Below are 23,583 nucleotides of genomic sequence, written 5' to 3'. Positions count from 1 at the left end.
GGGCGGAGATAGTGGCGAAAGAAATTACTGTAATTAAAAAGAAAGTTGTAACAGAGGAAGAACAGAAACAGCAAGTAGCAGATGAACTTCTAAATGAGCTATCTAATAATCGTGAAGCAGTAGAAGAAACAATGCAGCTTTTAGCACAGTTGCAGAAGGCTGGTATATTAGATGCGGCAATTAGTTTACTTGCTGCGAAGGAAGATGTTTCAAAAATCGCTGTGGAGCAACTAAATCGTGAACCAGTTAAAAAGGCACTCAACAATATGATGGGGGCAGGAGAAGCGTTATCTTCAGTTGACCCAGAAATAACGAAGCAAATTACGTCAAGTTTAGTTACAGGATTGCAATTTGCAACAGATGAATTAAATAGTGGTAAAAAAACAAAAGTGATGGATTTCTTTAAAGTATTAAAAGATCCAGATATCAATAGAGCTATTACATTCGGTTTTAGCTTCTTGAAAGCATTTGGACAAGGGCTAGAGAAAAAATAGAATAAATGAAAAAGTGATGGGAAGTAGCCATCACTTTTTTCATTATATGTATAAGAGTGTTCATGTTAAGCGGAATATATTATTATTAAAAAGATGGATTAGGACTAGAAATATGGAATCCATCTCAAATACCGTTTTAGAATTTGGAGGAATATATGCAACACCGTAAAAAACTATCTATACCAGGAGTACTGAGACATTCCTTTCAAACAGTTAAATTTGCTTTTTGGAATGTATTAACTTTTCAACTTGCTTATAAATTATTAGCAGCGATTGTGTTTGTTCCACTATTTGGAATTATTTTTAATAAGTTATTGTATTTTGGTGGTTATGCAAATGCGACAAATGATGAATTATTAGCGTTTTTAAAGACGCCTTATGGCATCTTAGCAATCGTAATTTTATCATTGTTAGCACTGTTTCTTATCTTTACAGAATTTGCGGTGCTTATTATTATTTCGTATTTCGCTCATAAAAGACAGAAGGTGAAATTACGTCCGATTTTATATAAAACGGTAACGTATTTACCTACTCTTTTCACATATTGCTTACCAGGATTTATTTTATATGCTGTCGTATTGTTGCCTCTTTTAAATATGGGATATGAAACGGCATTAATCCCGCAAATTCAAATTCCTAACTTTATTACAGGAGAACTGTTTAAGACAACGATGGGACAAGTTGGTTATTACACGTTCTTTGCTGTAGTCGCGTATTTGAATCTTCGATGGATTTTCGTTCTACCTATTGTTGTTTTAGAGCAAAAACCATTTCGCGTGGCAGCACGTAAAAGTGCAACTTTAGTAAAGGAAAGCTTTTTTAAAGTACTATTCTTTTTAGTAGGATTTTTTATCTCAATTGGAATTGTATATGTCGTGTTTTTGGGAATGTATTTATTGTGCCTATGGGGTGTTTATGAATTTACAAACCCGAAAGGAACATTTGCATTATTAGCTGAATCAACGATTTCTGTATTTTTAACGAGTACATTGTATTTATTCAGCTTTATCGTGACGCCATTTTATATTATGGCGATTACGCGATTATACTTACAAAAGGTTCCAGTTGAGGATGTTTTATTAGAAGAAGGATTAGATTATTCGAAAACGAAAGCAGATAAATGTTTCTTCCAAAAACATCGTTGGAAATTCATTGGCGTATACATTGTAGGAATTATTACTGCGGGAATGGTCGTTGCCTTCATTGTAACGTTTATTTCAAATTCGTATAAAGAACCGATTATTATGGCGCACCGCGGGTATATATCAAAAGGCGTAGAAAATACGAAAGAAGCTGTGCAAGGTGCTATTGATGCAAAAGCAGACTACGCTGAAATAGATGTATTACAAACGAAAGACGGTGAACTAGCGGTTATACATGATTTGAAGCTGAAACGTCTCGCAAATGCCAATGTGCATGTGTCAGATTTAACGATGGCGGAGTTAAGGCAGCTTACCCTTAGTCAAGATGGACTTTCAGGACAAATAAGTACACTTGATGAAATCATTAAGCTAGCAAATGGCAAAATCAAACTTAATATAGAAGTGAAGCTTCATGGGGGCGAAAAAGATTTTGTAAACAAAGTCTTAAAAACGATTAAAGATAATGAATTTGAGAAGCAATGTGTAATTCAAACGTTACACTATCCACTTATTAAAGAGTTTAAGCGTGCAAATCCAGATATAAAAGTAGGGTATATACTGTATGCAAGTAGAGCTAACTTAAAGAATGTGAAGGCTGACTTTTACGTAGCAGAAGAATATATGTTAAATAAGAAATTAGTAAAAGAAGCAAGGAAGTTAAACAAACCAATTTACGTATGGACAGTAAATGATATGGAAAATTTAAAGGCATATTATAAGTTAAACGTAGATGGTATTATAACCGATTACCCTGAAGATGCACGTGAAACAATTAAGATGTTAAAAGAGCAAGAAGCGGAAGAAAGTGATCTGTTTGATAAAATTACTGAAACGACAGATGATTTATTTTCTAAGTTATTTATAAGTTACCCAGCTGCTAGCTAAATGCTAGCAGCTGTTTTTTTGTGAAAAGAATATATCTCTAAAGTATTGAGTAAAGTAATAACTGTATATGTATACGTTATCGCTTAGGTTTCTTACATTGTTACATTATTGTCGAATAATAAATGATTGCTGTTTATTTTGAAGCAGTATAATAAAAATAGAGTGAAAGATAATGGAATGACACGAAACCCCTAATAGAATCAATGTTTTATATATTTACACTATTCTAAATATAAAAACTTTAGGAAAATGATATGTTAGCGTTTTCATAACTTTTAAGTTATGCTAGAATAAGGACATAAGTTATTAATTATTACAAAAAGAAAAAAGAATCTCTTTTTTCTGTTAATTATAAGGGGGCATTTCATTATGCGTATTGGGGTACCAGCAGAAATTAAAAACAACGAAAACCGTGTGGCAATGACACCAGCAGGTGTTGTACATTTAATTCGTAACAATCACGAAGTATTCATTCAAAAGGGTGCAGGTTTAGGGTCTGGTTTCACAGATGCTCAGTATGTTGAAGCGGGAGCAAAAATTGTTGATACAGCTGAAGAAGCTTGGAATATGGAAATGGTTATGAAAGTTAAGGAACCAATTGAAAGCGAATACAAACACTTCAGTGAAGGCTTAATCTTGTTCACATACTTACACTTAGCTCCAGAGCCAGAATTAACAAAAGCTTTAATCGAGAAAAAAGTTGTTTCTATCGCATATGAAACAGTACAATTAGAAAACCGTTCATTACCATTACTTGCGCCTATGAGTGAAGTAGCTGGTCGTATGGCTGCACAAATTGGTGCACAATTCCTTGAGAAAAACAAAGGCGGTAAAGGTATCTTACTTGCAGGTGTTCCAGGGGTTAAACGTGGTAAAGTAACAATCATCGGTGGTGGACAAGCTGGTACAAATGCTGCTAAAATTGCAGTTGGACTAGGTGCGGATGTAACAATCATCGACTTAAGTGCAGAACGTCTTCGTCAATTAGATGACATTTTCGGAAACCAAGTAAAAACTTTAATGTCTAATCCTTACAATATTGCAGAAGCTGTTAAAGAGTCTGATCTTGTAATCGGTGCAGTATTAATCCCAGGTGCAAAAGCTCCAAAACTTGTAACAGAAGAAATGATTAAATCAATGGAACCAGGTTCTGTTGTTGTAGATATCGCGATTGACCAAGGTGGTATTTTCGAAACAACTGACCGTATTACAACTCATGATAACCCAACTTACGAAAAACACGGCGTTGTTCATTATGCAGTTGCAAACATGCCAGGTGCGGTTCCACGTACATCAACTCTTGCATTAACAAACGTAACAGTACCATATGCAGTACAAATTGCTAACAAAGGCTACAAAGAAGCTTGCCTAGGCAACTCTGCATTACTAAAAGGTATTAACACATTAGATGGCTATGTAACATTCGAAGCAGTTGCAGAAGCTCACGGTGTAGAGTACAAAGGTGCTAAAGAATTATTAGAAGCAGAAACAGTATCTTGCTAATAGAAGCATTATACAAAACAAAATCGAACAATATATAAAACAACATGATAAGAGCTAAGAGTGAAGATCTCTTAGCTCTTCTTGGCAAAAGGGGGCATACATCGTGGCCAACCTATTTAAAAAGAAATCCGTTACGCAATTGTTAGGGGAAAGTAAAAGTAAAACTTTGACGAAAACGCTAGGGGCATTTGACCTAACAATGCTAGGGATTGGTGCGATAATTGGTACAGGAGTTCTAGTATTAACTGGATTAGTAGCAGCAAGAGATGCTGGTCCAGCAGTTATTTTTTCATTCATGATTGCAGCCATCGTTTGTGGATTTGCAGCATTATGTTACGCAGAGGTTGCTTCTACACTTCCTGTTTCAGGTAGTGTGTACACATACTCATATGCAACAATTGGTGAGTTTGTAGCTCATTTAATGGGATGGACATTACTATCCGTATATGTTGTAACGACTGCCGCAGTAGCTGGCGGATGGACTGGTTACTTCCATAACTTAGTGAGTGGATTAGGGCTTGAAATTCCAAAAGCACTGCTAACGATTCCGTCTCAAGGTGGTATGGTGAATTTACCAGCAGTTATCGTTACATTAGTTATAACTTGGTTATTATCAAGAGGTACGAAAGAAAGTAAACGAGTGAATAACATAATGGTATTAATTAAAATTGGTATCGTTGTTTTATTCATTGCAGTTGGTGTATTCTACGTGAAACCAGAAAACTGGATACCATTTGCACCGTACGGTTTAAGTGGAGTTTTCGCGGGGGGAGCAGCAGTATTCTTTGCTTTCTTAGGATTTGATGCATTAGCAACTTCTGCTGAAGAGGTAAAAAATCCGCAACGTGATCTACCGATTGGTATTATCGCTTCGTTAGTCATTTGTACAATCATTTATGTTGTAGTTTGTCTCGTTATGACGGGTATGGTTTCTTATAAAGAATTAGATGTACCAGAAGCTATGGCATATGTGTTAGAAGTTGTAGGACAAGATAAAGTAGCAGGTGTAATCGCAATTGGAGCTGTAATTGGTATTATGGCAGTAATTTTTGCTTACATTTATGCAACGACACGTGTATTCTTTGCGATGAGCCGTGACGGTTTATTGCCAGAATCTTTCGCGAAAATTAATAAAAAGACAGAAGCGCCAACATTTACAGTTTGGTTAACAGGAATTGGTAGTGCTTTAATTGCTGGATTTATCGATTTAAAAGAATTGTCGAATTTAGCGAATATTGGAGCGTTGTTAACATTTGCGATGGTTGGTGTGTCAGTTATTATTCTTCGTAAAACACATCCAAAATTACAACGTGGATTTATGGTACCACTTGTACCGATCTTGCCGATTATTTCGATTGCATGTTGTCTATTCTTAATGGTAAATCTACCATTAAAAACATGGATGTACTTCGGTGCTTGGTTAGCGATCGGAGTAGTTGTATACTTTGTTTATTCGAAAAAACATAGTCATTTAAAAGACGATGGAAGTTCGCAGGATAATTTAGAACAAGCTAATTAAAAGCTTAATTAAAAGGGATATAAGTATAGTAAGCCTTGTGCGTCTAGGGAGCGCGCAAGGCTTTTTCTTTTGTTGAAATAAAGGGAATGTATATTACTTTGTTGAATTTTTATGTCGGAATATGAAAAAAGGGTGGGAGCAAAATGGAAGAAACAAAAGTTGTAGTTGGAGCAGAGGGTTATAATAATAACCCTGGTTGGTTACATACGAATGAAGAAGAATTAAATTTATTACGGAGAGAAACTTGGCTTGATAAATTTCAACCTAATTCTTTATCAGTAATTTTGGCAGAACATGTATGGGAGCATTTATCATATGAAGAAGGAATTGAAGCTGCAAAAATTTGTTATGAGTTTTTAATGGAGAATGGATATATTCGTTGTGCAGTACCAGATGCATTTTTTCCAGATGAAGAATATCAGCAAGGGGTACAAGTAGGTGGACCTGGTCCATTAGATCATCCTGCAGCAAGCCATAAAATTGTTCATAACTATAAAACAATCACGTCCATGTTTGAATCAGCAGGTTTTCAAGTGAGGCTCTTAGAATACTGTGATGAGAATGGTAAGTTTCACTATAATGATTGGAATGAGAAAGATGGATTTATTTATCGATCGAAGCGCTTTGACCATAGAAATCGGGATAATCAGTTAGGATTTGTTTCTTTAATTGTGGATGCGGTGAAAATGAAAAGTAAGTAAAAAGGGGTGTGCGAATTGTGCATCCTTTTTTGTATGAGAATATAGAGGGTGCGGAAAATATGTATACGACTTATTAAAATGTGAACGGAATGTTCATAAAAAAAAATCAGATTTCATTGACACATATGAGTAGGCGCTCATATAATAAGAGTATAAGATATATGAATGATTGTTCATATGTTCAATTAAAGAGGTGAGCTATAATGGCTGGAAATAAAGTAGAAACACCACAAGAGACATGTTCTCAAACGATAATTCATGAAGAAGTTGTAGAGCAAGTAAAACAAACAATTCCAACTGATGAAAGTTTAAGTAAAGTAGCAGAACTATTTAAAGTATTAGGTGACCGTACACGTACGAGAATATTACATGCGCTATTTGAAGCTGAAATGTGCGTTTGTGATTTAGCTTATTTATTAGGAATGACACAATCATCTATTTCGCATCAGCTTCGTGTGTTAAAGCAAGCGAAACTTGTGAAGAATCGTAAAGAAGGAAAGGTTGTTTATTATTCGTTAGCTGACCAGCACGTAATTCATATCTTCGAGCAAGCGTTTGAACACGTAAACGAAGAAGAATAAAAGAACGCGAGGAGGGAGAACGATGGCTGAAGCATTGGTGAAAAAGAAACTGATGTTAGAAGGTTTAGATTGTGCGAACTGTGCAATGAAAATTGAAAAAGGTGTTGGGAATATAGAAGGAGTAAATTCTTGTTCTGTAAACTTCGCAACAAAGACAATGATCTTAGAAACAGCACAAAATAAAGAAAACGAAGTTGTTACGGAAGCAAAACAACTCGTTACAAAATTAGAACCGCATATTAAAGTTCAAGAAGAACAAAAAAATAAAATTGCTAAAGAAGTATTTATATTAGAAGGTTTAGATTGCGCGAACTGTGCAATGAAAATTGAAAATAAAGTGAAGGAAATGCCAGCTGTCTCAGAAGCAACTGTTGATTTCGTATCGAAGAAATTACGAGTAGAAGTTGCGAATAAAAGAGAACTAGAAGCGACTGTAGCAAATATAACAAATGTCGTTCAAAAGTTAGAGCCAGACGTGAAAGTTGTTCGTGAAGAGAAAAACGGTCATGACCACGGGCATAGTCATGATCATGGTGAAGCAAATGTGAAAAAGATGGTAGGGAGATTAGTGGTCGGCGGAATTTTGACAGCAATTGCTGCATTAGCGGGCTTACCACAAATGGTAACAATTCCGTTATTCGTCCTTGCTTATTTATTAATAGGTGGAGATATCGTTTGGAGAGCGGTAAGAAACATAACTCGTGGCCAAGTATTTGATGAAAACTTCTTAATGGCAATTGCAACTGTAGGAGCTTTTGCAATTCAACAATACTCAGAAGCTGTAGCAGTAATGCTATTTTATCAAGTAGGAGAACTATTCCAAAGCATTGCGGTAAACCGCTCTCGAAAATCAATTACTTCATTAATGGATATTCGTCCTGATTATGCGAATGTAAAGGTTGGAAATGAAACGAAACAAGTATCACCAGAAGATGTACAAATTGGCGATTATATTATCGTTAAGCCAGGTGAGAAAGTGCCGTTAGACGGAAAAGTAATTGAAGGAACCTCAATGGTAGATACTTCAGCATTAACAGGTGAATCTGTACCACGTGAAGTTGAAGTTGGAAATGATGTATTAAGTGGCTTTGTGAACCAAAACGGTGTGTTGACAATTGAAGTTACAAAAGAATTCGGTGAATCCACTGTATCGAAAATTTTAGATTTAGTTCAAAATGCAAGCAGTAAAAAAGCACCAACGGAAAACTTTATTACGAAGTTTGCACGTTACTACACTCCAGTTGTAGTTATTACAGCGGCGATCATGGCGTTTATTCCACCACTTATTTTAGAAGGAGCTACATTCTCTGAGTGGATTTATAGAGCTTTAGTGTTCTTAGTAATCTCTTGTCCATGTGCGTTAGTTGTATCCATTCCTCTTGGATTCTTTGGAGGTATTGGTGGTGCATCTAAAAGTGGTGTGTTAGTAAAAGGTAGTAACTATTTAGAAGCTTTAAATGATGTGAAATATATTGTTTTTGACAAAACAGGAACATTAACCAAAGGTGTTTTCAAAGTTACAAAAATGGAACCGAGCGAAGGTACTACAAGTGAAGAGTTATTAGAGTATGCGGCATTTGCTGAAGTATATTCTAACCATCCAATTGCCCAATCTATTCGAAAGGCATATGGAAAATCAATTGATGAAAAAATAATCGATGATTATAACGAAATTTCTGGTCACGGTACAGTTGTAAAAGTACAAGGAAAAGAAATTTTTGCAGGTAATGCAAAATTAATGAGAAAAGAAAATATTGAATTTAAGCAACCAGAAACAGTAGGTACATTAGTTCATGTTGCTGTAGATGGAAGATATGCAGGTTATATTGTTATCTCTGATGAGGTAAAAGAGGATTCGAAACAAGCGATTCAAAAATTAAAAGAACTAGGTATTAAAAAGACAGTAATGTTAACTGGTGATGCAAAACCAGTTGGTGAAGCTGTCGGTAAAGAATTAGGCTTAGATGAAGTTCATGCGGAATTACTACCGCAACAAAAAGTAGAAGAGATTGAAAAAATTGATGCAGCGAAGCACGGAAAAGAAAAAATTGCCTTCGTTGGTGACGGTATTAACGATACACCAGTATTAGCCCGTGCAGACGTTGGTATTGCGATGGGTGGTTTAGGGTCAGATGCAGCAATTGAAGCGGCAGACATCGTTATTATGACTGATGAGCCTTCAAAAATTGCGACAGCTGTAAAAATTGCAAAACGCACAAGAAGTATAGTGTGGCAAAATATCATCTTTGCTCTAGGTGTAAAAGGGATCGTTTTATTACTTGGTGCTTTTGGTATTGCAACAATGTGGGAAGCTGTTTTCTCAGATGTTGGTGTGACACTACTTGCAGTGTTAAATGCAATGCGTGTATTAAGAGTGAAAGATTTATAAAAAAGAGGACGCGACCCGCGTCCTCTTTTTTATTGGTGATTTTGTTGAAATTGACTCAATAAAATAATACCAAATATTATTTTACTTTTGAATAGCTTCATATTAAAATTTACAAATAAAATACATTCGTCTTATTATTTTAATATATTTTTTACAAATATCCATATAGTATTGAAAAAACAGAGAAGGGAAACTTCTCTGTTTACTTTTGTATGTTTTTTTCAACTTGTTCTCGAACTGTTTGAATGTAATTCATTTTATGATCCCAGCACTCTTGGCTTAAATCGACAGGGTATTCTTCAGGATTTAAAGTTCGCATATATTCTTCCCAAAATAGAGAGAGGCTCTGTTCATTATATTTTTGAATATCTAATATACTTGGTAGTTCATATGTTCTTTCACCGTTAACGAAAATATCTTTATGCAGTTCACGGGCTTCAAAGTTTGTTACGAATTTACTTATATATGTGTGAACTGGATGGAACATTTTTAAGCGCTCTTCTTTTCCAGGTTCTTCAGAATCTAACGCAATATAATCGCCTTCTGCATGATCGTTTACCCGATTGATAATACGATAAATTCGTTTCAGTCCTGGAGTGGTAATTTTTTCAGGGTTAGATGAAATTTTAATCGTATCATTTAATTTTCCGTCAGTATCTTCAATCGCAACTAGTTTGTAAACAGCCCCCAATGCAGGTTGCTCAAAGGACGTAATTAATTTTGTCCCAACGCCCCATACGTCAATTTTTGCTCCTTGAGATTTAAGGTGCATAATTGTGTATTCATCTAAATCGCTAGAAGCGATAATTTTTGTATTTGTAAACCCTGCTTCATCTAATAGTTTTCGTGCCTTTTTCGATAAATAAGCCATATCACCACTATCAAGACGTATGCCATAGAAATCAATACGATCCCCAAATTCTTTTGCGACACGAATCGCATTTGGAACACCAGATTTCAATGTGTCATATGTATCAACGAGAAAGACGCACTTTTTATGAGTTTCAGCGTATTTTTTAAACGCGACGTATTCATCGCGATATGCTTGAACGAAAGAGTGAGCGTGTGTGCCAGCTACAGGAATCCCAAAGCGTTTCCCAGCACGAACGTTGCTTGTAGAGGAGAAACCACCAATAAAGGCAGCACGCGTCCCCCAAAGGGCAGCATCGAACTCATGGGCACGTCTTGTGCCGAACTCTAAAAGCTCATCATTACTTGCAGCATGTTTCATACGTGCTGCTTTTGTGGCAATTAATGTTTGGTAATTCACAATATTTAAGAGGGCAGTCTCAATAATTTGTGCTTCACCAAGTGGTGCATCAACACGTAATAAAGGCTCGTTATTAAATACAACTTCACCTTCTTGCATACTGCGAATCGTCCCAGTGAATTTCATATTTTGTAAATAATGAAGGAATTCTTCTTCAAATTGTAATTCTGCTAAATAAGCGATATCGCTTTCAGTAAAACTGAAATTTTCTATGTACTCTACAATTTTCTCAAGGCCAGCAAAAACAGCGTAGCCGTTCTCAAATGGAAGCTTTCGAAAATATAAATCAAAAACAGAACGGCGATTATGAATACCATCTTTCCAATATGTATAAGCCATGTTGATTTGATATAGGTCTGTATGTAAGGCATAACTATCATCTTTATAATGAGTCATCGCGAGAACACCTCCATAATTTGGTTATAGTATACCAATTTTTCACCATCTGTAGCAAAGAAGAGATATTGATGTGAAGTCAAGAGAGAAAAAAATGAAATTATGCATATTTTTTAGAAAATTTATATTTATCAATTTATATTTCTCCAGATTTTATGTATTATTAGAGTAATGGGGGTAATGAGAATGGAGGAGGACAATGCAACAAACATTAGAAAAAATAGGCAAACAAGTCTTTTATAAACGGCTACAGCAAAAAATGACACAAGAAGAATTATGTCAGGGCATTTGTTCTGTCTCATACTTAAGTAAGATTGAAAATGGAAAGATTGAAGCATCAGAAGAAATTCTACAATTGCTCTGCGCAAGATTAGAAATTGCCGTGACGGATTTGAGGGATGTAGAAGAAGATGTGAAGGGGAAGCTGGATGAATGGTTAAATGCACTAGTTCATTTAGACAAGCAACAAGTAGAACGTATATATGAAGAGTTGCAAGGTGAAATGAAGCATGTGTTGGATTTTGAAATTATAAATTATTATAAACTGCTGTATACACGTTATTTAATTATGAAAAGGGATTTTCCTGCTGTCGAAAAAGAGTTAGAGAGCTTAAAGAAGATGTACAAAAAGTATTCACCATTCCAAAAATTATTATATACGTATAGCAAAGGGTTATATTATTTTTTACAACATAGATATAAGAAGGCATTGGAGTATTTGACTCGAACAGAAGTAATGGCAAAGGAACAAGGTTATCATGAGAATGGAATATATTTCAATTTGGCTCTTGTTTATAATGAATTAGAAGTTGAACATATGACTTTACATTTTGCTAATGTAGCAATGGAAGGATTTAAGAATGAATATAAATTCCGTTATGTGATAAATTGCCAGTTACTTATTGCGTTGAGTTATATACAAAAAAAGCAATATAATGAGGCACTATCTATTTATAATAATATTTTGAGGGAAGCAAATTCTTTTGCTGATAAAGAAAGTATAACAGCTATTGCTTTAAATAATTTAGGCTTCTTGTACTATAATTTAAAAGATTATGCAAAAGCAAAAGATTATTATTTACAATGCCTAAAGTACAAAAAGGAAGAGGATTTAAATTATATTGATGCAGTGTATGAGATCGCTTTGCAGTGTATTGAATTAAAAGAATTTGAAGAAGCGAAAGATTGGATTAATAAAGGAATAGATGTTGCCAAGAGGGATGAAAAGTATAAAAGTATGCTATATATACTTTCAATGCTTAAGAATAAATACTTTGAAACGAAAGATGTTTATAAAAGATTTTTAGAAGTTGAGGCAATCCCATTTTTTAGAGGTGAAGAAAATAAAAAGGAATTAAAAATGGTGTATTTAGAACTAGCAGGATATCACGAGGAATTACTAGAATTTAAGGAAAGTAATAACTACTATAAATTAGCAATTAATTTATTAGAAGAAAAGGGAGGAAAATAATATGAAAAAAATAATTATTGGTGCTTTGGCTTTGGTAGCTGTATTAGTGGTATTGGAACCGCAATATGCTTGGACATCGGATATTTATGGTCAAGGCGAAAAAGTAGTAGAATTAATAAATTCTTAACAGAAACCCCTTTCCAACCGGAAAGGGGTTTTTCAATATTTGTTCCTCAAAATTCTACAAAACTTGAGAAAATAATTATTTGAATTTTTAGTATATTAATAGTGGAAACATAATGCTAATATAAAACTACTCTTTTTCAAAAAAATTTTTTATTAGGGGGAAGGTTCATGAAAAAGAAAAGTTTAGCGTTAGTGTTAGCGACAGGAATGGCAGTTACAACATTTGGAGGGACAGGCTCTGCATTTGCGGATTCTAAAAATGTACTCTCTACGAAGAAGTACAATGAGACAGTACAGTCACCTGAGTTTATTTCTGGTGATCTAACTGGAGCGACTGGTAAGAAAGCGGAATCTGTTGTGTTTGATTACTTAAATGCAGCAAAAGGTGATTACAAGCTAGGGGAAAAGAGTGCGCAAGATTCTTTCAAAGTGAAACAAGTGAAGAAAGATGCTGTAACTGATTCAACAGTAGTACGTATGCAACAAGTTTACGAAGGAGTGCCTGTATGGGGTTCTACTCAAGTGGCTCACGTAAGTAAAGACGGTTCTTTAAAAGTATTGTCTGGAACAGTTGCACCTGATTTAGACAAAAAGGAAAAGTTGAAAAATAAAAATAAGATTGAAGGCGCAAAAGCAATTGAAATCGCGCAGCAAGATTTAGGGGTAACACCGAAATATGAGGTAGAACCAAAAGCGGACTTATATGTATATCAAAATGGTGAAGAAACAACATATGCATACGTTGTAAATCTAAACTTCTTAGATCCAAGTCCAGGAAACTACTACTATTTCATTGAAGCAGACAGCGGTAAAGTATTAAATAAATATAATAAATTGGATCATGTAACAAATGAAGATAAATCACCAGTTAAGCAAGAGGCTCCTAAACAGGATGCGAAAGCAGTAGTAAAACCTGTAACAGGAACAAATAAAGTAGGAACTGGTAAAGGTGTATTAGGAGATACAAAATCACTTAATACAACGTTATCTGGTTCATCTTACTACTTACAAGATAATACGCGCGGGGCAACAATTTTCACATATGATGCGAAAAATCGTACTACATTGCCAGGAACTTTATGGGTAGATGCAGATAATGTTTTCAATGCAGCGTATGATGCAGCAGCAGTAGATGCTCATTACTATGCAGGTAGAACATATGATTATTATAAAGCTACATTTAACAGAAACTCTATTAATGATGCAGGAGCTCCGTTAAAATCGACAGTTCATTACGGAAGTAAGTATAATAATGCATTCTGGAATGGCTCACAAATGGTATACGGAGATGGTGATGGTGTAACATTCACTTCATTATCTGGTGGAATTGATGTAATTGGTCACGAATTAACGCATGCTGTTACTGAAAATAGCTCGGACTTAATTTATCAAAATGAATCAGGAGCGCTAAATGAAGCAATTTCTGATATTTTTGGTACTTTAGTAGAATTCTATGATAACCGTAACCCGGATTGGGAGATTGGTGAAGATATTTATACGCCTGGTAAAGCAGGAGATGCGCTTCGCTCTATGAGTGATCCAGCGAAATACGGTGATCCAGACCATTATTCTAAGCGTTACACTGGTACTAGTGATAACGGTGGGGTTCATACAAACAGTGGTATCATTAACAAACAAGCTTATTTATTAGCAAATGGTGGTACGCATTCGGGTGTAACTGTAACGGGCATTGGTAAAGATAAGTTAGGTGCAATTTATTACCGTGCAAACACACAATATTTCACGCAATCTACTACATTTAGCCAAGCTCGTGCTGGTGCAGTACAAGCTGCAGCTGATTTATATGGTGCGACTTCTGCGGAAGTAGCAGCAGTTAAGCAATCATTTAGTGCTGTTGGTATTAACTAAGGATTAAAAAGGATAGCTATTAATAAAATACCTCAAAAATAAAGAAGGAGCCTATGCTCCTTCTTTATTTTTTTTTCTCCATTTTTTCCACAAATAAAACAATCCAATAGCGCCTGCGATTGTTACAATCCACTTTGCTTCATTTGTTCCGTTCATGACATGATAGGCAGAATATACTTCGATTAACAATGCCGGTATTTTCCCTATTGTGCTGGCAATACTGAAGGAGAGTAATGACATCTTACCTAGAGCCGCAAATAAAGTCACGATACTTGATGGGATGAAAGGTATCAAGCGAAACGATAGAACGAGTAGAAAGGCCTCTCTACCTTCTACATAAAGAAGACGCTCTACCTTTGGGTATTTATTTACTTTATCGTGAGTGAACTTTTGAAGGCCCATGCGGTAAATATAAAACGAGATAATAGCCCCTAATGCTTCGCCTACGATCGAAATAACAGTACCATTTGTTACGCCAAAGAGCTGTATATTAATGGCGGTTAAAAAAATACTAGGGATAAAACCTAAAAGACTAATGATGATGTTAATTAAGATACTAAGTGGAATTGCGATTGAATAGTATTCTGTTAAGAAATTTTGAATCGTTTCAGCCATTGTTTAAAATCCTTTATCTTTTTTTGCATTACACCACATTTCGTTTGTATAGGCAAGGGGAAATTTACATAATGTAGAAAACGTTGATAAGAAGGGTATTTTATACCTTATATGGGTATTAGGTATATAAAAATAGGGGTATTTTAAAATGTTTTTAAAAATACTATAAAAACCTTTGTATAAAAGAGTTTTATAGTTATGTTATCGGTGATTTTATCTGGGAAATAATCGAAAAATATAGGGGGTATATATTATAAAAGGCGAAAAATAGAGGGTTGATGAAATTGCTGGGGTAAATATGGAAAAATAGATGAAAAAAATGAAAACTGATAGATTTTTTCGTTGTGAAATTGACTTTTAGTGAAGTTGCGATAATAATCATGGAAGAGGTGATATGATGAAACGAATAAGTAGTCTTTTCTTCAGTAGTTTATTGGCATTAATGCTGATCTTAAGCGGATGTGCAGGAAAAGAACAAAAAACAGAGAAACAGACAGGGAATCAAGCTACATCGGTAGAAAAAATTAGTGATAATATTTTAGATGAAATGGAAGGACCACCTAAAAATGGTCATACGATTGAAAGACATGTAGGCAAGTCAGAAGAGGATTTGAAGAATCGCTTGAAGACAGATAAAGTGTCAGCCGCAAGTACATACTATGATAAAGAAACAGCGACGAAAGCTGTAAAAGATAGCTTGAAGCAACATGACAAGGAAATTCAAGATTGGTTAAAAAATTCTAAAGAGGCTCGTCTCGTATTAAATACAACTCATTCATTTCCTGTTGGAAAAACGGTAATAAAGAAAAATATGAGTGTAAAAGATAAGTTAGTAAAAACTGTTACTGTTTTAGCAAGAGATAAGTCAGGAGAATTAGGGTTTAAGATTATTACTTCTTATCCATCTGATAAATAAGAAGGGAGAGTACATTATGTATACGACATTACAATACTTTCTTAAATCGTACTGTACGTTAAGTATTCATGAGGATGAAATAGTAAGCGTGATGGAAGAGTTTATTGAACAAGAAGACGAAGAAATTGTTTTGAAATTACGTGATGAATTAATAAATATGAAGAAAAAGAACGCGTGGGAAGAGGCGTGTGTATTAGCTGCGAAGCAAGGAAATCGTATGTGGTCTTTAGAAGAAACGAAAGACCATCTTGAAACTTTTTTACTATTACTGCAAAAGAAAAAGGCGTGATTTAATCACGCCTTTTTCTTTATGCTATTCGGTTGATATTATCTATTCTTTTGGAGCGCTTTTATATACGCTTTTTGAAATTTGTCCATTTGATATTACTTCCCCGTTTTGTGTTACTTTTTTATACGTAACCGCGGTGATTTTATCACTAGTTCTACTAATTACTTGAGAAGAAACTTCAACATTTTTACCAGTATTTGTACCGAAAATGCGTGTAGTAATACTACCTCCATTTGAAAATGCTTGAATATAAATATGATTGCCTGTATTATTTTTAAATTTTAAATCTGGACCATAATCTGCTACTGCTGCATCTTGCCCAAGTGGTAAATAATTTACTGGCATAGAATGATTGCTTCGAGAAACAATGCCTAAATCTGCCCTTAAAGCTGCACTGTATAATGTACTACTGACTTGGCAAACTCCTCCGCCTGCACTTTGTATTACTTTACCTTGTGAATATACTGCTGCAGATTTATAACCATGTGCAGCATCAGTTACGCCAACGCGACCGTTAAAACTAAATGTTTCATCAGGTGCGACAATAACCCCACTTAAAGTATTAGCTGACTTATTTACGTTAAATGATTGATTTCCGTTACGGCCAGCCATTGGAGTAGAATATTCAGCAATGACTTCTTTAATACCCATTTTCTGTATGTCTTCTGTAGAACGTTCTGGTTTTATGAATGTAACTGGTAATGTAACATCTGATTTACCAGTAGTAATAGCTTCATTTGTTAAACCGCTTAGTTTCCCTTTATCAATTTTTTCTCCGTTTTGGCTTTGACTAATATTTACTGTTGAGCCTTCAATACTTAATTCTGCGTTAACAGGATTTTTTAATGTTTCATTATATTTATCTTTTATAAAGGTTTCATAAGCTGTTGCATTTAATTGTGGTGTTAATTTATAGTCACGTTTTAATTCACCGTTTTCAGCTTGCTTACGCATTTTATAACGATTCATTACGTTTCCTTCTTGTTCTTTGAAGATTTTGTCAATAATATCTTTCTCTTTATAATTTATCCCTAAATCTTTCCATGTGTAAGTTTGTTTATCGTTTTGGAATATGTAGGTAAGGGATTTTTGATCTAACTCAGTTACCTTTTGATTAATAATTGCTTGAATATCCTTCTTATTTTTTCCATCGAGAGAAATACCTTCAAATGTAGTATTTGGTAATGCAGTAGTATCTAATTGATTATTTAATTTGGATACATATTGATATCCCCCAACACCGCCTACACAAAGTAATATGCCCCCAGCAATTGCAGAACCAATCAGTATTTTACTTAGCTTCATTTATTTCCCCCCAGAAATTTATGTATAAATATATGTATTACATTTTTTGTATAAAAATGATGAAAATAACATTATGTACGTACTAGTATACTATTATTTTCACTGTGTGTGTAATGTTTTCATAAAAAATGTTACACCGCTGTAATAATTGTCACTTCTTGTCACAATGTGTATGAAAAATATGTTGAAAAATATAATAAAAAGGCTGTCTAGAAAGATCTAGCAGCCTTTTTATTATAATTTTTTATGTTCATTTTTATTCGTAACACCGAGATGTTTTTGAAGGGTAGTTGAAATAGTATCGACGCTTTTTTCATTTGGAACGTAATAATAAATACCACCTATATATTTATCTGTACCCTCTACTTGCATTTTTTCCATTTTTAAATTTGAATCCATTGAATTTTTTGTAATTGTCATCATATCATCAAAAGTTAAATTGGTTTTTAAATCTTTATCGACAGCGTCTAGTAGGCCACCGATTTTATTAATGGAATTAAGAGATAGTGCCTTTTCAGCAATGGCCTCTAATACAAGCTGTTGACGTTGACCACGCATATAATCACTATCGATATGACGAGTTCTAGCTAGTGCCAGTGCCTCTTCTCCATTTAAATGTTGACGTCCTTTTTTTAGATGAATGGCATCTGCTTCATCTTTACTATTTTGCTCTGTGAACTCAACTGGAACGTCTACAGTAATACCACCAAGAGAATCAACAATTTTAATAAAGGATTTAAAATTGAATTTTACATAGTAGTCAACTGGAACATCTAAAAAGTTCTCTACCGTATCAATTGTGCTGTCTACACCACCGAATACGTGCGCATGTGTGATTTTATCGTATTTATCACGTGATTTAATGTAGACGCGTGAGTCACGTGGAATGCTTACAAGTTTAACGGATTTATCGTTTTTATTAATTGTTGCAAGTAATAACGCATCTGTTCGAGTTGCTTTTCCATAACCTTTTTCCCTAATATCACTTTCATCAACACCCATAATTAGTACGGAAATATTGTCGGTCATAGGTTTAACAGCTTTTTCACGTTTACTGGACTTATCTCCTCGACCTAGTTCAGCATAAGCATTATTTAAGACGGACTTTGCTTTACTGTATATATGGAAGGAGTAGCCTCCTGCTCCAAGTGCTACAATTAGTAATGGAATAAGAAGGAACCAAAGTAGGCGTTTTTTCTTTGAGCGTCCTTTTTTGGCTCGCGTATTGTTGTTCGTGTCGGATTTCATCATTTTTTCTCCTTTAAAACTATCAAAGTGTATACATTTAGAAGTGTATTCAAACACATAAAAAATATTTTACGCTAAATAAAAGCGATTGTACATGTATAAAAAATAGATGTCTTGATTATTTATAAGACACCTATTCGTTATTGTATACAAAAGATAGGGATAAGAAAATGATAAAATTTTACCTAATTACAACATAATGCTTACGATAATTGCAGATAAAATACTAACGAGAGTAGCTCCATATAGTAATTTAAGGCCAAACCTCGCAACAACGTTTCCTTGTTCTTCGTTTAGTCCTTTTACCGCACCTGAAATAATACCAATGGAAGAAAAATTGGCAAAAGATACAAGGAAAACAGAAATAATACCAACTGTACGGGGAGAAAGGCTATTAGAAATTTTACTAAGGTCCATCATTGCGACAAATTCATTCGTTACAAGCTTCGTTGCCATAATGCTGCCAGCCGCGACAATTTCAGAACTGGGTACACCGATAAGGAATGCGATAGGTGCAAATACATAGCCGATTAATTGTTGGAACGTAATACCGAATATAATGAGGAACAGGTCATTAATACAACTAATTAATGCGACGAATCCGATGAGCATAGCGCCGACAACAATGGCTACACGAAAACCATCAAGAATGTATTCTCCAAGCATTTCAAAAAAGCTTTGTTTTTCACCTTTGATTTCTAAAATATCTTCGTCATCTTTAACGTCGTAAGGGTTAATGATGAGTACGATAATAAAACCGCTAAATAAATTGAGAACGAGTGCAGTTACTACATATTTAGGTTCAATCATTGTCATATAGGCACCTACGATAGACATAGATACGGTTGACATAGCAGAGGCACAAAGTGTATAAAGACGGTGTTTTGGAATTTGAGCTAATTGTTTTTTCACTGTAATAAAAACTTCTGATTGGCCGACAATGGCAGAGGCGATAGCGTTGTAAGATTCTAATTTACCAAGACCATTTATTTTACTAAGAAAGTACCCGATCCAACGAATAAAAAATGGTAGTATTTTGAAATGTTGTAATATACCAATTAAAACAGAAATAAAGACGATTGGTAATAATACAGTAAGGAAAAATGGCATTTCACCTTTATTTGCAAGACCACCAAATACGAAATTTATTCCATCAGCAGCATACTCGAGTAGCTTGGTAAACAAACTGGAAATGATTCTAATAAGTATGAGGCCGATTTCTGTATTTAATAGTAAATAGGTTAAAATTAACTGTATAATAAGCATGATAAAAATTGGTTTAAATTTAATATGCTTCTTATTATTGCTAGCAATATAAGCGAGCAAGAAAACAACAATTAGTCCGACGAAAAAAGTAATGAATTTCATGGTAAGCCCCCTAAAAGAGATATTCTGCTATATATGTTTTTCATTTCAAGGGAGAATATGCATCTTTGGTAAAGAAAGGAATAGAGAGAGCATGAATATATGTAGAGTGCATCACGTTGCAATTATTTGTTCGAATTATGAGACGTCAAAGGATTTTTATACTAGGATATTAGGGTTTAAAGAGATAAATGAAGTATATAGAAAGGAACGAGATTCTTATAAATTAGATTTATGTGTAGGAGAAGAGTATCAAATCGAATTATTTTCATTTCCGAATCCGCCTGAGCGCAAAAGTTTTCCAGAAGCAGCCGGTCTTAGACATTTAGCATTTGCTGTTACAAATATAGAAGAAGCTGTGAAGCATTTAAACCAATGTGGTGTTGAGACGGAACCAATCCGTATTGATGAAATAACGGGGAAGAAATTCGTCTTTTTCCAAGATCCTGATGGTTTACCTTTAGAATTGTATGAGGTTTGAAAATTGGTGGATTTTATATAGAGTTGCTTTCCGATAATTGAAGAAACTAAAGTGAAACTTCTTTTTAAAAGGAGGTGTAACTTTAGCTAAGAAAGCTAAAGAGCATATGTGGATATTTTAAAATTATTGATGGTAGTCATTCTTATTGGGTTAACAGCATTTTTTGTGGCTGTTGAATTTGCAATTATTAAGGTACGTAGCAGTCGTATTGATCAACTCGTTAGCGAAAAAAGACGAGGTGCACTGGCAGCTAAAAAGGTAACTTCAAATTTAGATGAATATTTATCGGCCTGTCAGCTAGGTATTACAATTACTGCTTTAGGGCTTGGGTGGTTAGGGGAACCAACCATTAAACACTTACTCGAGCCGTTGTTTTTAAAATTAAAATTCTCACCTGCAATTTCCAGTACAGTTTCATTTATTATTGCCTTTGCAGTAATTACATTTTTACATGTTGTCATTGGGGAACTTGCTCCAAAGACATTTGCTATACAAAAAGCAGAACAAGTTAGCTTATTGTTATCGAAACCACTTATTTACTTTTACCGAGTTATGTATCCGTTTATTTGGGCTTTGAATGGTTCAGCGAGGGTTGTAACTGGTTTATTCGGATTACATCCAGCTTCTGAACATGAAGTAGCTCATTCAGAAGAAGAATTAAGGTTAATCTTATCTGAGAGCTATGAGAGTGGAGAGATTAACCAAAGGGAATTTAAATATGTAAATAATATTTTTGAATTTGATAATAGAGTAGCAAAAGAAATTATGGTACCTCGTACGGAAGTTGTAGGCTTATATGAGGACGAACCATTTGAAACACATATTAAAGTAATCGCGCAAGAAAAGTACACGAGATATCCTGTATTTGGTGAAGATAAAGATGAAATTATTGGGATGGTTAATGTAAAAGATTTATTTATTCGTTATATGGATGGTAATCGGGATGAGGAGTGCTCGATTATGCCATATACAAGGCCAGTTATTGAAGTGCTAGAAAATATTCCAATTCATGATTTACTATTACAAATGCAAAGAAAACACATTCCATTAGCTGTATTGTATGATGAATATGGTGGTACAGCTGGGATTGTTACACTAGAAGATATTTTAGAAGAAATTGTTGGAGAAATTCGAGATGAATACGATGAAGATGAGAATCCTCCTATAGAGCATGTAAGTGAAGGTTATAAAATCGTAGAGGGAAAAGTGCTTATTAGTGAAGTAAATGATTTGCTTGGCATACATTTAATTGCTGATGATGTAGATACAATTGGTGGCTGGATTATGGTACAAAAACAAATCGTTGCTGAAGGAGATATTATTGAGAAACACGGTTTTTATTTTAAAGTCCTTGAAAAGGATATGCATCAAATTAAACGAGTGGAAATAAGGAAAATAGAAGAATGATTTTCTATAAACTTTAATAAAAAGGATATACAGAAAAATAAATGTTTGCGCTTTCAAAAAAGGTGCTATATAGTGAAGGTGGATACTGAAAAATTCTTCTGAATGATACTCGTGTTTTTAGAGGGCGGATTTTTTGGATAAGGATTTAGAATGAAAAAGTATAGGTGATAAAAATGATAGCAACGAAGGATATACGTATAGAAAAAGATTTTTTAGGTGAAAAAGAAGTACCAAGTGCAGCTTATTATGGTGTACAAACATTACGTGCCGTAGAAAACTTCCCAATTACAGGATATCGCATTCATCCATCACTCATTACAGCAATGGCAATTGTGAAAAAAGCGGCGGCGCTTGCGAATATAGATACTGGTTACTTAGCTAAAGACATTGGACATGAAATTGCAGAAGCAGCGCAAGAAATTGTTGATGGAAAGTTTCATGATCAATTTATCGTGGATCCTATTCAAGGTGGAGCCGGAACTTCTATTAATATGAATACAAATGAAGTAATTGCGAATAGAGCGTTAGAACGTATGGGATATGAAAAAGGGGCGTATGGGAAAATTAGCCCAAACACTCATGTGAACATGGCCCAATCAACGAACGATGCGTTTCCAACAGGGATTCATATTGCAACTCTTATGATGTTAGAAAAGCTTCTTATTACAATGGAAGAACTTCATTCTGCTTTTCGTAAAAAAGCAAAAGAGTTTGATCATGTTATTAAAATGGGACGCACACATTTACAAGATGCAGTTCCAATTCGCCTTGGACAAGAATTTGAAGCGTATAGCCGAGTGCTTGCGCGTGATATAAAAAGAATTAAACAGTCTCGTCAACATTTATATGAAGTGAATATGGGCGCGACAGCTGTTGGTACAGGATTAAATGCAAATCCTACGTATATTGAACAAGTGGTAAAACATTTAAGAACGTTTAGTGGATTCCCACTTGTTGGTGCAGAGCATTTAGTTGATGCAACGCAAAATACAGATGCATACACAGAGGTATCTGCAGCACTTAAAGTATGTATGATGAACATGTCTAAAATTGCAAACGATCTTCGTATTATGGCGTCTGGTCCACGTGTTGGGTTAGCTGAAATTCAATTGCCAGCACGTCAGCCAGGTTCATCGATTATGCCAGGAAAAGTAAATCCAGTTATGGCAGAAGTGATTAACCAAGTCGCATTCCAAGTAATCGGAAACGATCATACAATTTGCTTAGCATCAGAAGCAGGACAATTAGAGTTAAACGTAATGGAGCCTGTGCTTGTATTTAATTTAATTCAATCTATTAGTATTATGAATAATGGATTCCGTGTATTCCGTGAATATTGTATTGAAGGAATTACGGCAAATGAAGAATTGCTGAAGCAATATGTTGAGAAAAGTGTTGGAATTATTACAGCAGTTAATCCTCATATTGGTTATGAAGTAGCATCTCGTATTGCACGTGAAGCAATTGAAACAGGGAAATCTGTTAGGGAGTTATGTTTAGAACATGGTGTACTGACAGAAGAGGAATTGGATATTATTTTAGATCCATTCGAAATGACTCACCCTGAAATTGCTGGAGCTTCTTTATTAAAAAATAAAAAAATGTAATGTG

General features: G+C 34.6%; 20 protein-coding genes. 15 read left to right on the top strand and 5 right to left on the bottom strand.

What is annotated here, in order from left to right; all coding sequences use genetic code 11:
* Positions 1–11 precede the first annotated feature (11 nt).
* The 7 genes from M1D66_RS24240 (at position 12) to M1D66_RS24210 (ending at position 9,214) form a co-directional block, all read left to right on the top strand.
* Positions 12–494, top strand: a complete 483-nt coding sequence (locus M1D66_RS24240; RefSeq protein ID WP_242554874.1) for a helical membrane plugin domain-containing protein — start codon at positions 12–14, stop codon at positions 492–494.
* Between the two features lie 155 nt (positions 495–649).
* On the top strand, positions 650–2,521 hold the full coding sequence (locus M1D66_RS24235) for a glycerophosphodiester phosphodiesterase (RefSeq protein WP_086384853.1): 1,872 nt from the start codon (positions 650–652) through the stop codon (positions 2,519–2,521).
* A 369-nt stretch (positions 2,522–2,890) separates the two neighbouring features.
* The gene (gene ald / locus M1D66_RS24230; protein WP_001219742.1) at positions 2,891–4,024 is read left to right on the top strand and encodes an alanine dehydrogenase; all 1,134 of its coding nucleotides are present in this window, start codon (positions 2,891–2,893) and stop codon (positions 4,022–4,024) included.
* Positions 4,025–4,127: 103 nt separating this feature from the next.
* Positions 4,128–5,543 (top strand): amino acid permease, encoded by a 1,416-nt coding sequence (locus tag M1D66_RS24225; RefSeq protein WP_001284893.1) that lies wholly within the window; start codon positions 4,128–4,130, stop codon positions 5,541–5,543.
* 143 nt (positions 5,544–5,686) lie between these two features.
* Positions 5,687–6,244, top strand: a complete 558-nt coding sequence (locus M1D66_RS24220; protein ID WP_000393177.1) for a class I SAM-dependent methyltransferase — start codon at positions 5,687–5,689, stop codon at positions 6,242–6,244.
* 203 nt (positions 6,245–6,447) lie between these two features.
* A complete protein-coding gene (locus tag M1D66_RS24215) occupies positions 6,448–6,825 on the top strand; it encodes an ArsR/SmtB family transcription factor (protein ID WP_000918378.1) in 378 nt (125 codons plus the stop codon).
* Positions 6,826–6,847: 22 nt separating this feature from the next.
* Positions 6,848–9,214, top strand: a complete 2,367-nt coding sequence (locus M1D66_RS24210; protein WP_000796569.1) for a heavy metal translocating P-type ATPase — start codon at positions 6,848–6,850, stop codon at positions 9,212–9,214.
* Between the two features lie 202 nt (positions 9,215–9,416).
* Here the strand turns inward: M1D66_RS24210 and M1D66_RS24205 are convergent, their stop codons facing one another.
* Entirely contained in the window at positions 9,417–10,880 is a 1,464-nt protein-coding gene (locus M1D66_RS24205; RefSeq protein WP_000150184.1) for a nicotinate phosphoribosyltransferase, read from the bottom strand.
* 199 nt (positions 10,881–11,079) lie between these two features.
* Here M1D66_RS24205 and M1D66_RS24200 point away from each other — a divergent pair, with 199 nt between their 5' ends.
* From M1D66_RS24200 to M1D66_RS24190, 3 genes are all read left to right on the top strand, one after another.
* Positions 11,080–12,351, top strand: coding sequence for a helix-turn-helix domain-containing protein (locus tag M1D66_RS24200; protein WP_001187937.1), 1,272 nt, complete (start codon positions 11,080–11,082; stop codon positions 12,349–12,351).
* 1 nt (position 12,352) lies between these two features.
* Positions 12,353–12,478 carry an NprX family peptide pheromone gene (locus M1D66_RS24195; protein ID WP_000720172.1) on the top strand — a complete coding sequence of 42 codons (126 nt, stop codon included), beginning with the start codon at positions 12,353–12,355 and terminating at the stop codon, positions 12,476–12,478.
* Between the two features lie 167 nt (positions 12,479–12,645).
* A complete protein-coding gene (locus M1D66_RS24190; RefSeq protein ID WP_000730383.1) occupies positions 12,646–14,346 on the top strand; it encodes a M4 family metallopeptidase in 1,701 nt (566 codons plus the stop codon).
* Positions 14,347–14,397: 51 nt separating this feature from the next.
* Here the strand turns inward: M1D66_RS24190 and M1D66_RS24185 are convergent, their stop codons facing one another.
* Complete coding sequence (locus M1D66_RS24185; protein WP_000852225.1) at positions 14,398–14,961, bottom strand: TVP38/TMEM64 family protein; 564 nt, start codon at positions 14,959–14,961, stop codon at positions 14,398–14,400.
* 397 nt (positions 14,962–15,358) lie between these two features.
* Here M1D66_RS24185 and M1D66_RS24180 point away from each other — a divergent pair, with 397 nt between their 5' ends.
* Together M1D66_RS24180 and M1D66_RS24175 are read left to right on the top strand one after the other, a co-directional pair.
* Positions 15,359–15,877 carry an RNase A-like domain-containing lipoprotein gene (locus tag M1D66_RS24180; RefSeq protein WP_000822694.1) on the top strand — a complete coding sequence of 173 codons (519 nt, stop codon included), beginning with the start codon at positions 15,359–15,361 and terminating at the stop codon, positions 15,875–15,877.
* Between the two features lie 16 nt (positions 15,878–15,893).
* A complete protein-coding gene (locus M1D66_RS24175) occupies positions 15,894–16,166 on the top strand; it encodes a hypothetical protein (RefSeq protein WP_000288803.1) in 273 nt (90 codons plus the stop codon).
* Between the two features lie 42 nt (positions 16,167–16,208).
* Here M1D66_RS24175 and M1D66_RS24170 read toward each other — a convergent pair whose 3' ends face one another.
* From M1D66_RS24170 to M1D66_RS24160, 3 genes are all read right to left on the bottom strand, one after another.
* The gene (locus tag M1D66_RS24170; RefSeq protein WP_000777355.1) at positions 16,209–17,471 is read right to left on the bottom strand and encodes a VanW family protein; all 1,263 of its coding nucleotides are present in this window, start codon (positions 17,469–17,471) and stop codon (positions 16,209–16,211) included.
* 234 nt (positions 17,472–17,705) lie between these two features.
* Positions 17,706–18,722, bottom strand: coding sequence for an LCP family protein (locus M1D66_RS24165; RefSeq protein ID WP_002163841.1), 1,017 nt, complete (start codon positions 18,720–18,722; stop codon positions 17,706–17,708).
* Positions 18,723–18,908: 186 nt separating this feature from the next.
* Entirely contained in the window at positions 18,909–20,087 is a 1,179-nt protein-coding gene (locus tag M1D66_RS24160; protein WP_006925013.1) for a NupC/NupG family nucleoside CNT transporter, read from the bottom strand.
* 91 nt (positions 20,088–20,178) lie between these two features.
* Between M1D66_RS24160 and gloA2 the strand changes: the two genes are divergently transcribed.
* From gloA2 to aspA, 3 genes are all read left to right on the top strand, one after another.
* Positions 20,179–20,565 carry an SMU1112c/YaeR family gloxylase I-like metalloprotein gene (gene gloA2 / locus M1D66_RS24155; RefSeq protein ID WP_001017675.1) on the top strand — a complete coding sequence of 129 codons (387 nt, stop codon included), beginning with the start codon at positions 20,179–20,181 and terminating at the stop codon, positions 20,563–20,565.
* A 108-nt stretch (positions 20,566–20,673) separates the two neighbouring features.
* Positions 20,674–21,972 carry a hemolysin family protein gene (locus tag M1D66_RS24150; protein WP_086384860.1) on the top strand — a complete coding sequence of 433 codons (1,299 nt, stop codon included), beginning with the start codon at positions 20,674–20,676 and terminating at the stop codon, positions 21,970–21,972.
* A 173-nt stretch (positions 21,973–22,145) separates the two neighbouring features.
* Positions 22,146–23,579 (top strand): aspartate ammonia-lyase, encoded by a 1,434-nt coding sequence (gene aspA / locus M1D66_RS24145; RefSeq protein WP_025710096.1) that lies wholly within the window; start codon positions 22,146–22,148, stop codon positions 23,577–23,579.
* Positions 23,580–23,583 lie beyond the last annotated feature (4 nt).

The organism is Bacillus sp. PK6-16 (assembly GCF_056530295.1).
Note: the sequence above shows the minus strand (reverse complement) of the source record. Positions and strands in the feature narration are given on the sequence as shown.

Bases quoted from the DNA above. Each gene is read 5' to 3' on its own strand.
- M1D66_RS24180 (WP_000822694.1), top strand. From the start codon at position 15,359: ATGAAACGAATAAGTAGTCTTTTCTTCAGTAGTTTATTGGCATTAATG.
- M1D66_RS24170 (WP_000777355.1), bottom strand. From the start codon at position 17,471: ATGAAGCTAAGTAAAATACTGATTGGTTCTGCAATTGCTGGGGGCATA.
- M1D66_RS24235 (WP_086384853.1), top strand. From the start codon at position 650: ATGCAACACCGTAAAAAACTATCTATACCAGGAGTACTGAGACATTCC.
- M1D66_RS24205 (WP_000150184.1), bottom strand. From the start codon at position 10,880: ATGACTCATTATAAAGATGATAGTTATGCCTTACATACAGACCTATAT.
- M1D66_RS24220 (WP_000393177.1), top strand. From the start codon at position 5,687: ATGGAAGAAACAAAAGTTGTAGTTGGAGCAGAGGGTTATAATAATAAC.
- gloA2 (WP_001017675.1), top strand. From the start codon at position 20,179: ATGAATATATGTAGAGTGCATCACGTTGCAATTATTTGTTCGAATTAT.
- M1D66_RS24175 (WP_000288803.1), top strand. From the start codon at position 15,894: ATGTATACGACATTACAATACTTTCTTAAATCGTACTGTACGTTAAGT.
- M1D66_RS24190 (WP_000730383.1), top strand. From the start codon at position 12,646: ATGAAAAAGAAAAGTTTAGCGTTAGTGTTAGCGACAGGAATGGCAGTT.
- aspA (WP_025710096.1), top strand. From the start codon at position 22,146: ATGATAGCAACGAAGGATATACGTATAGAAAAAGATTTTTTAGGTGAA.
- M1D66_RS24215 (WP_000918378.1), top strand. From the start codon at position 6,448: ATGGCTGGAAATAAAGTAGAAACACCACAAGAGACATGTTCTCAAACG.
- M1D66_RS24210 (WP_000796569.1), top strand. From the start codon at position 6,848: ATGGCTGAAGCATTGGTGAAAAAGAAACTGATGTTAGAAGGTTTAGAT.
- ald (WP_001219742.1), top strand. From the start codon at position 2,891: ATGCGTATTGGGGTACCAGCAGAAATTAAAAACAACGAAAACCGTGTG.
- M1D66_RS24185 (WP_000852225.1), bottom strand. From the start codon at position 14,961: ATGGCTGAAACGATTCAAAATTTCTTAACAGAATACTATTCAATCGCA.
- M1D66_RS24200 (WP_001187937.1), top strand. From the start codon at position 11,080: ATGCAACAAACATTAGAAAAAATAGGCAAACAAGTCTTTTATAAACGG.
- M1D66_RS24165 (WP_002163841.1), bottom strand. From the start codon at position 18,722: ATGATGAAATCCGACACGAACAACAATACGCGAGCCAAAAAAGGACGC.
- M1D66_RS24160 (WP_006925013.1), bottom strand. From the start codon at position 20,087: ATGAAATTCATTACTTTTTTCGTCGGACTAATTGTTGTTTTCTTGCTC.
- M1D66_RS24195 (WP_000720172.1), top strand. From the start codon at position 12,353: ATGAAAAAAATAATTATTGGTGCTTTGGCTTTGGTAGCTGTATTAGTG.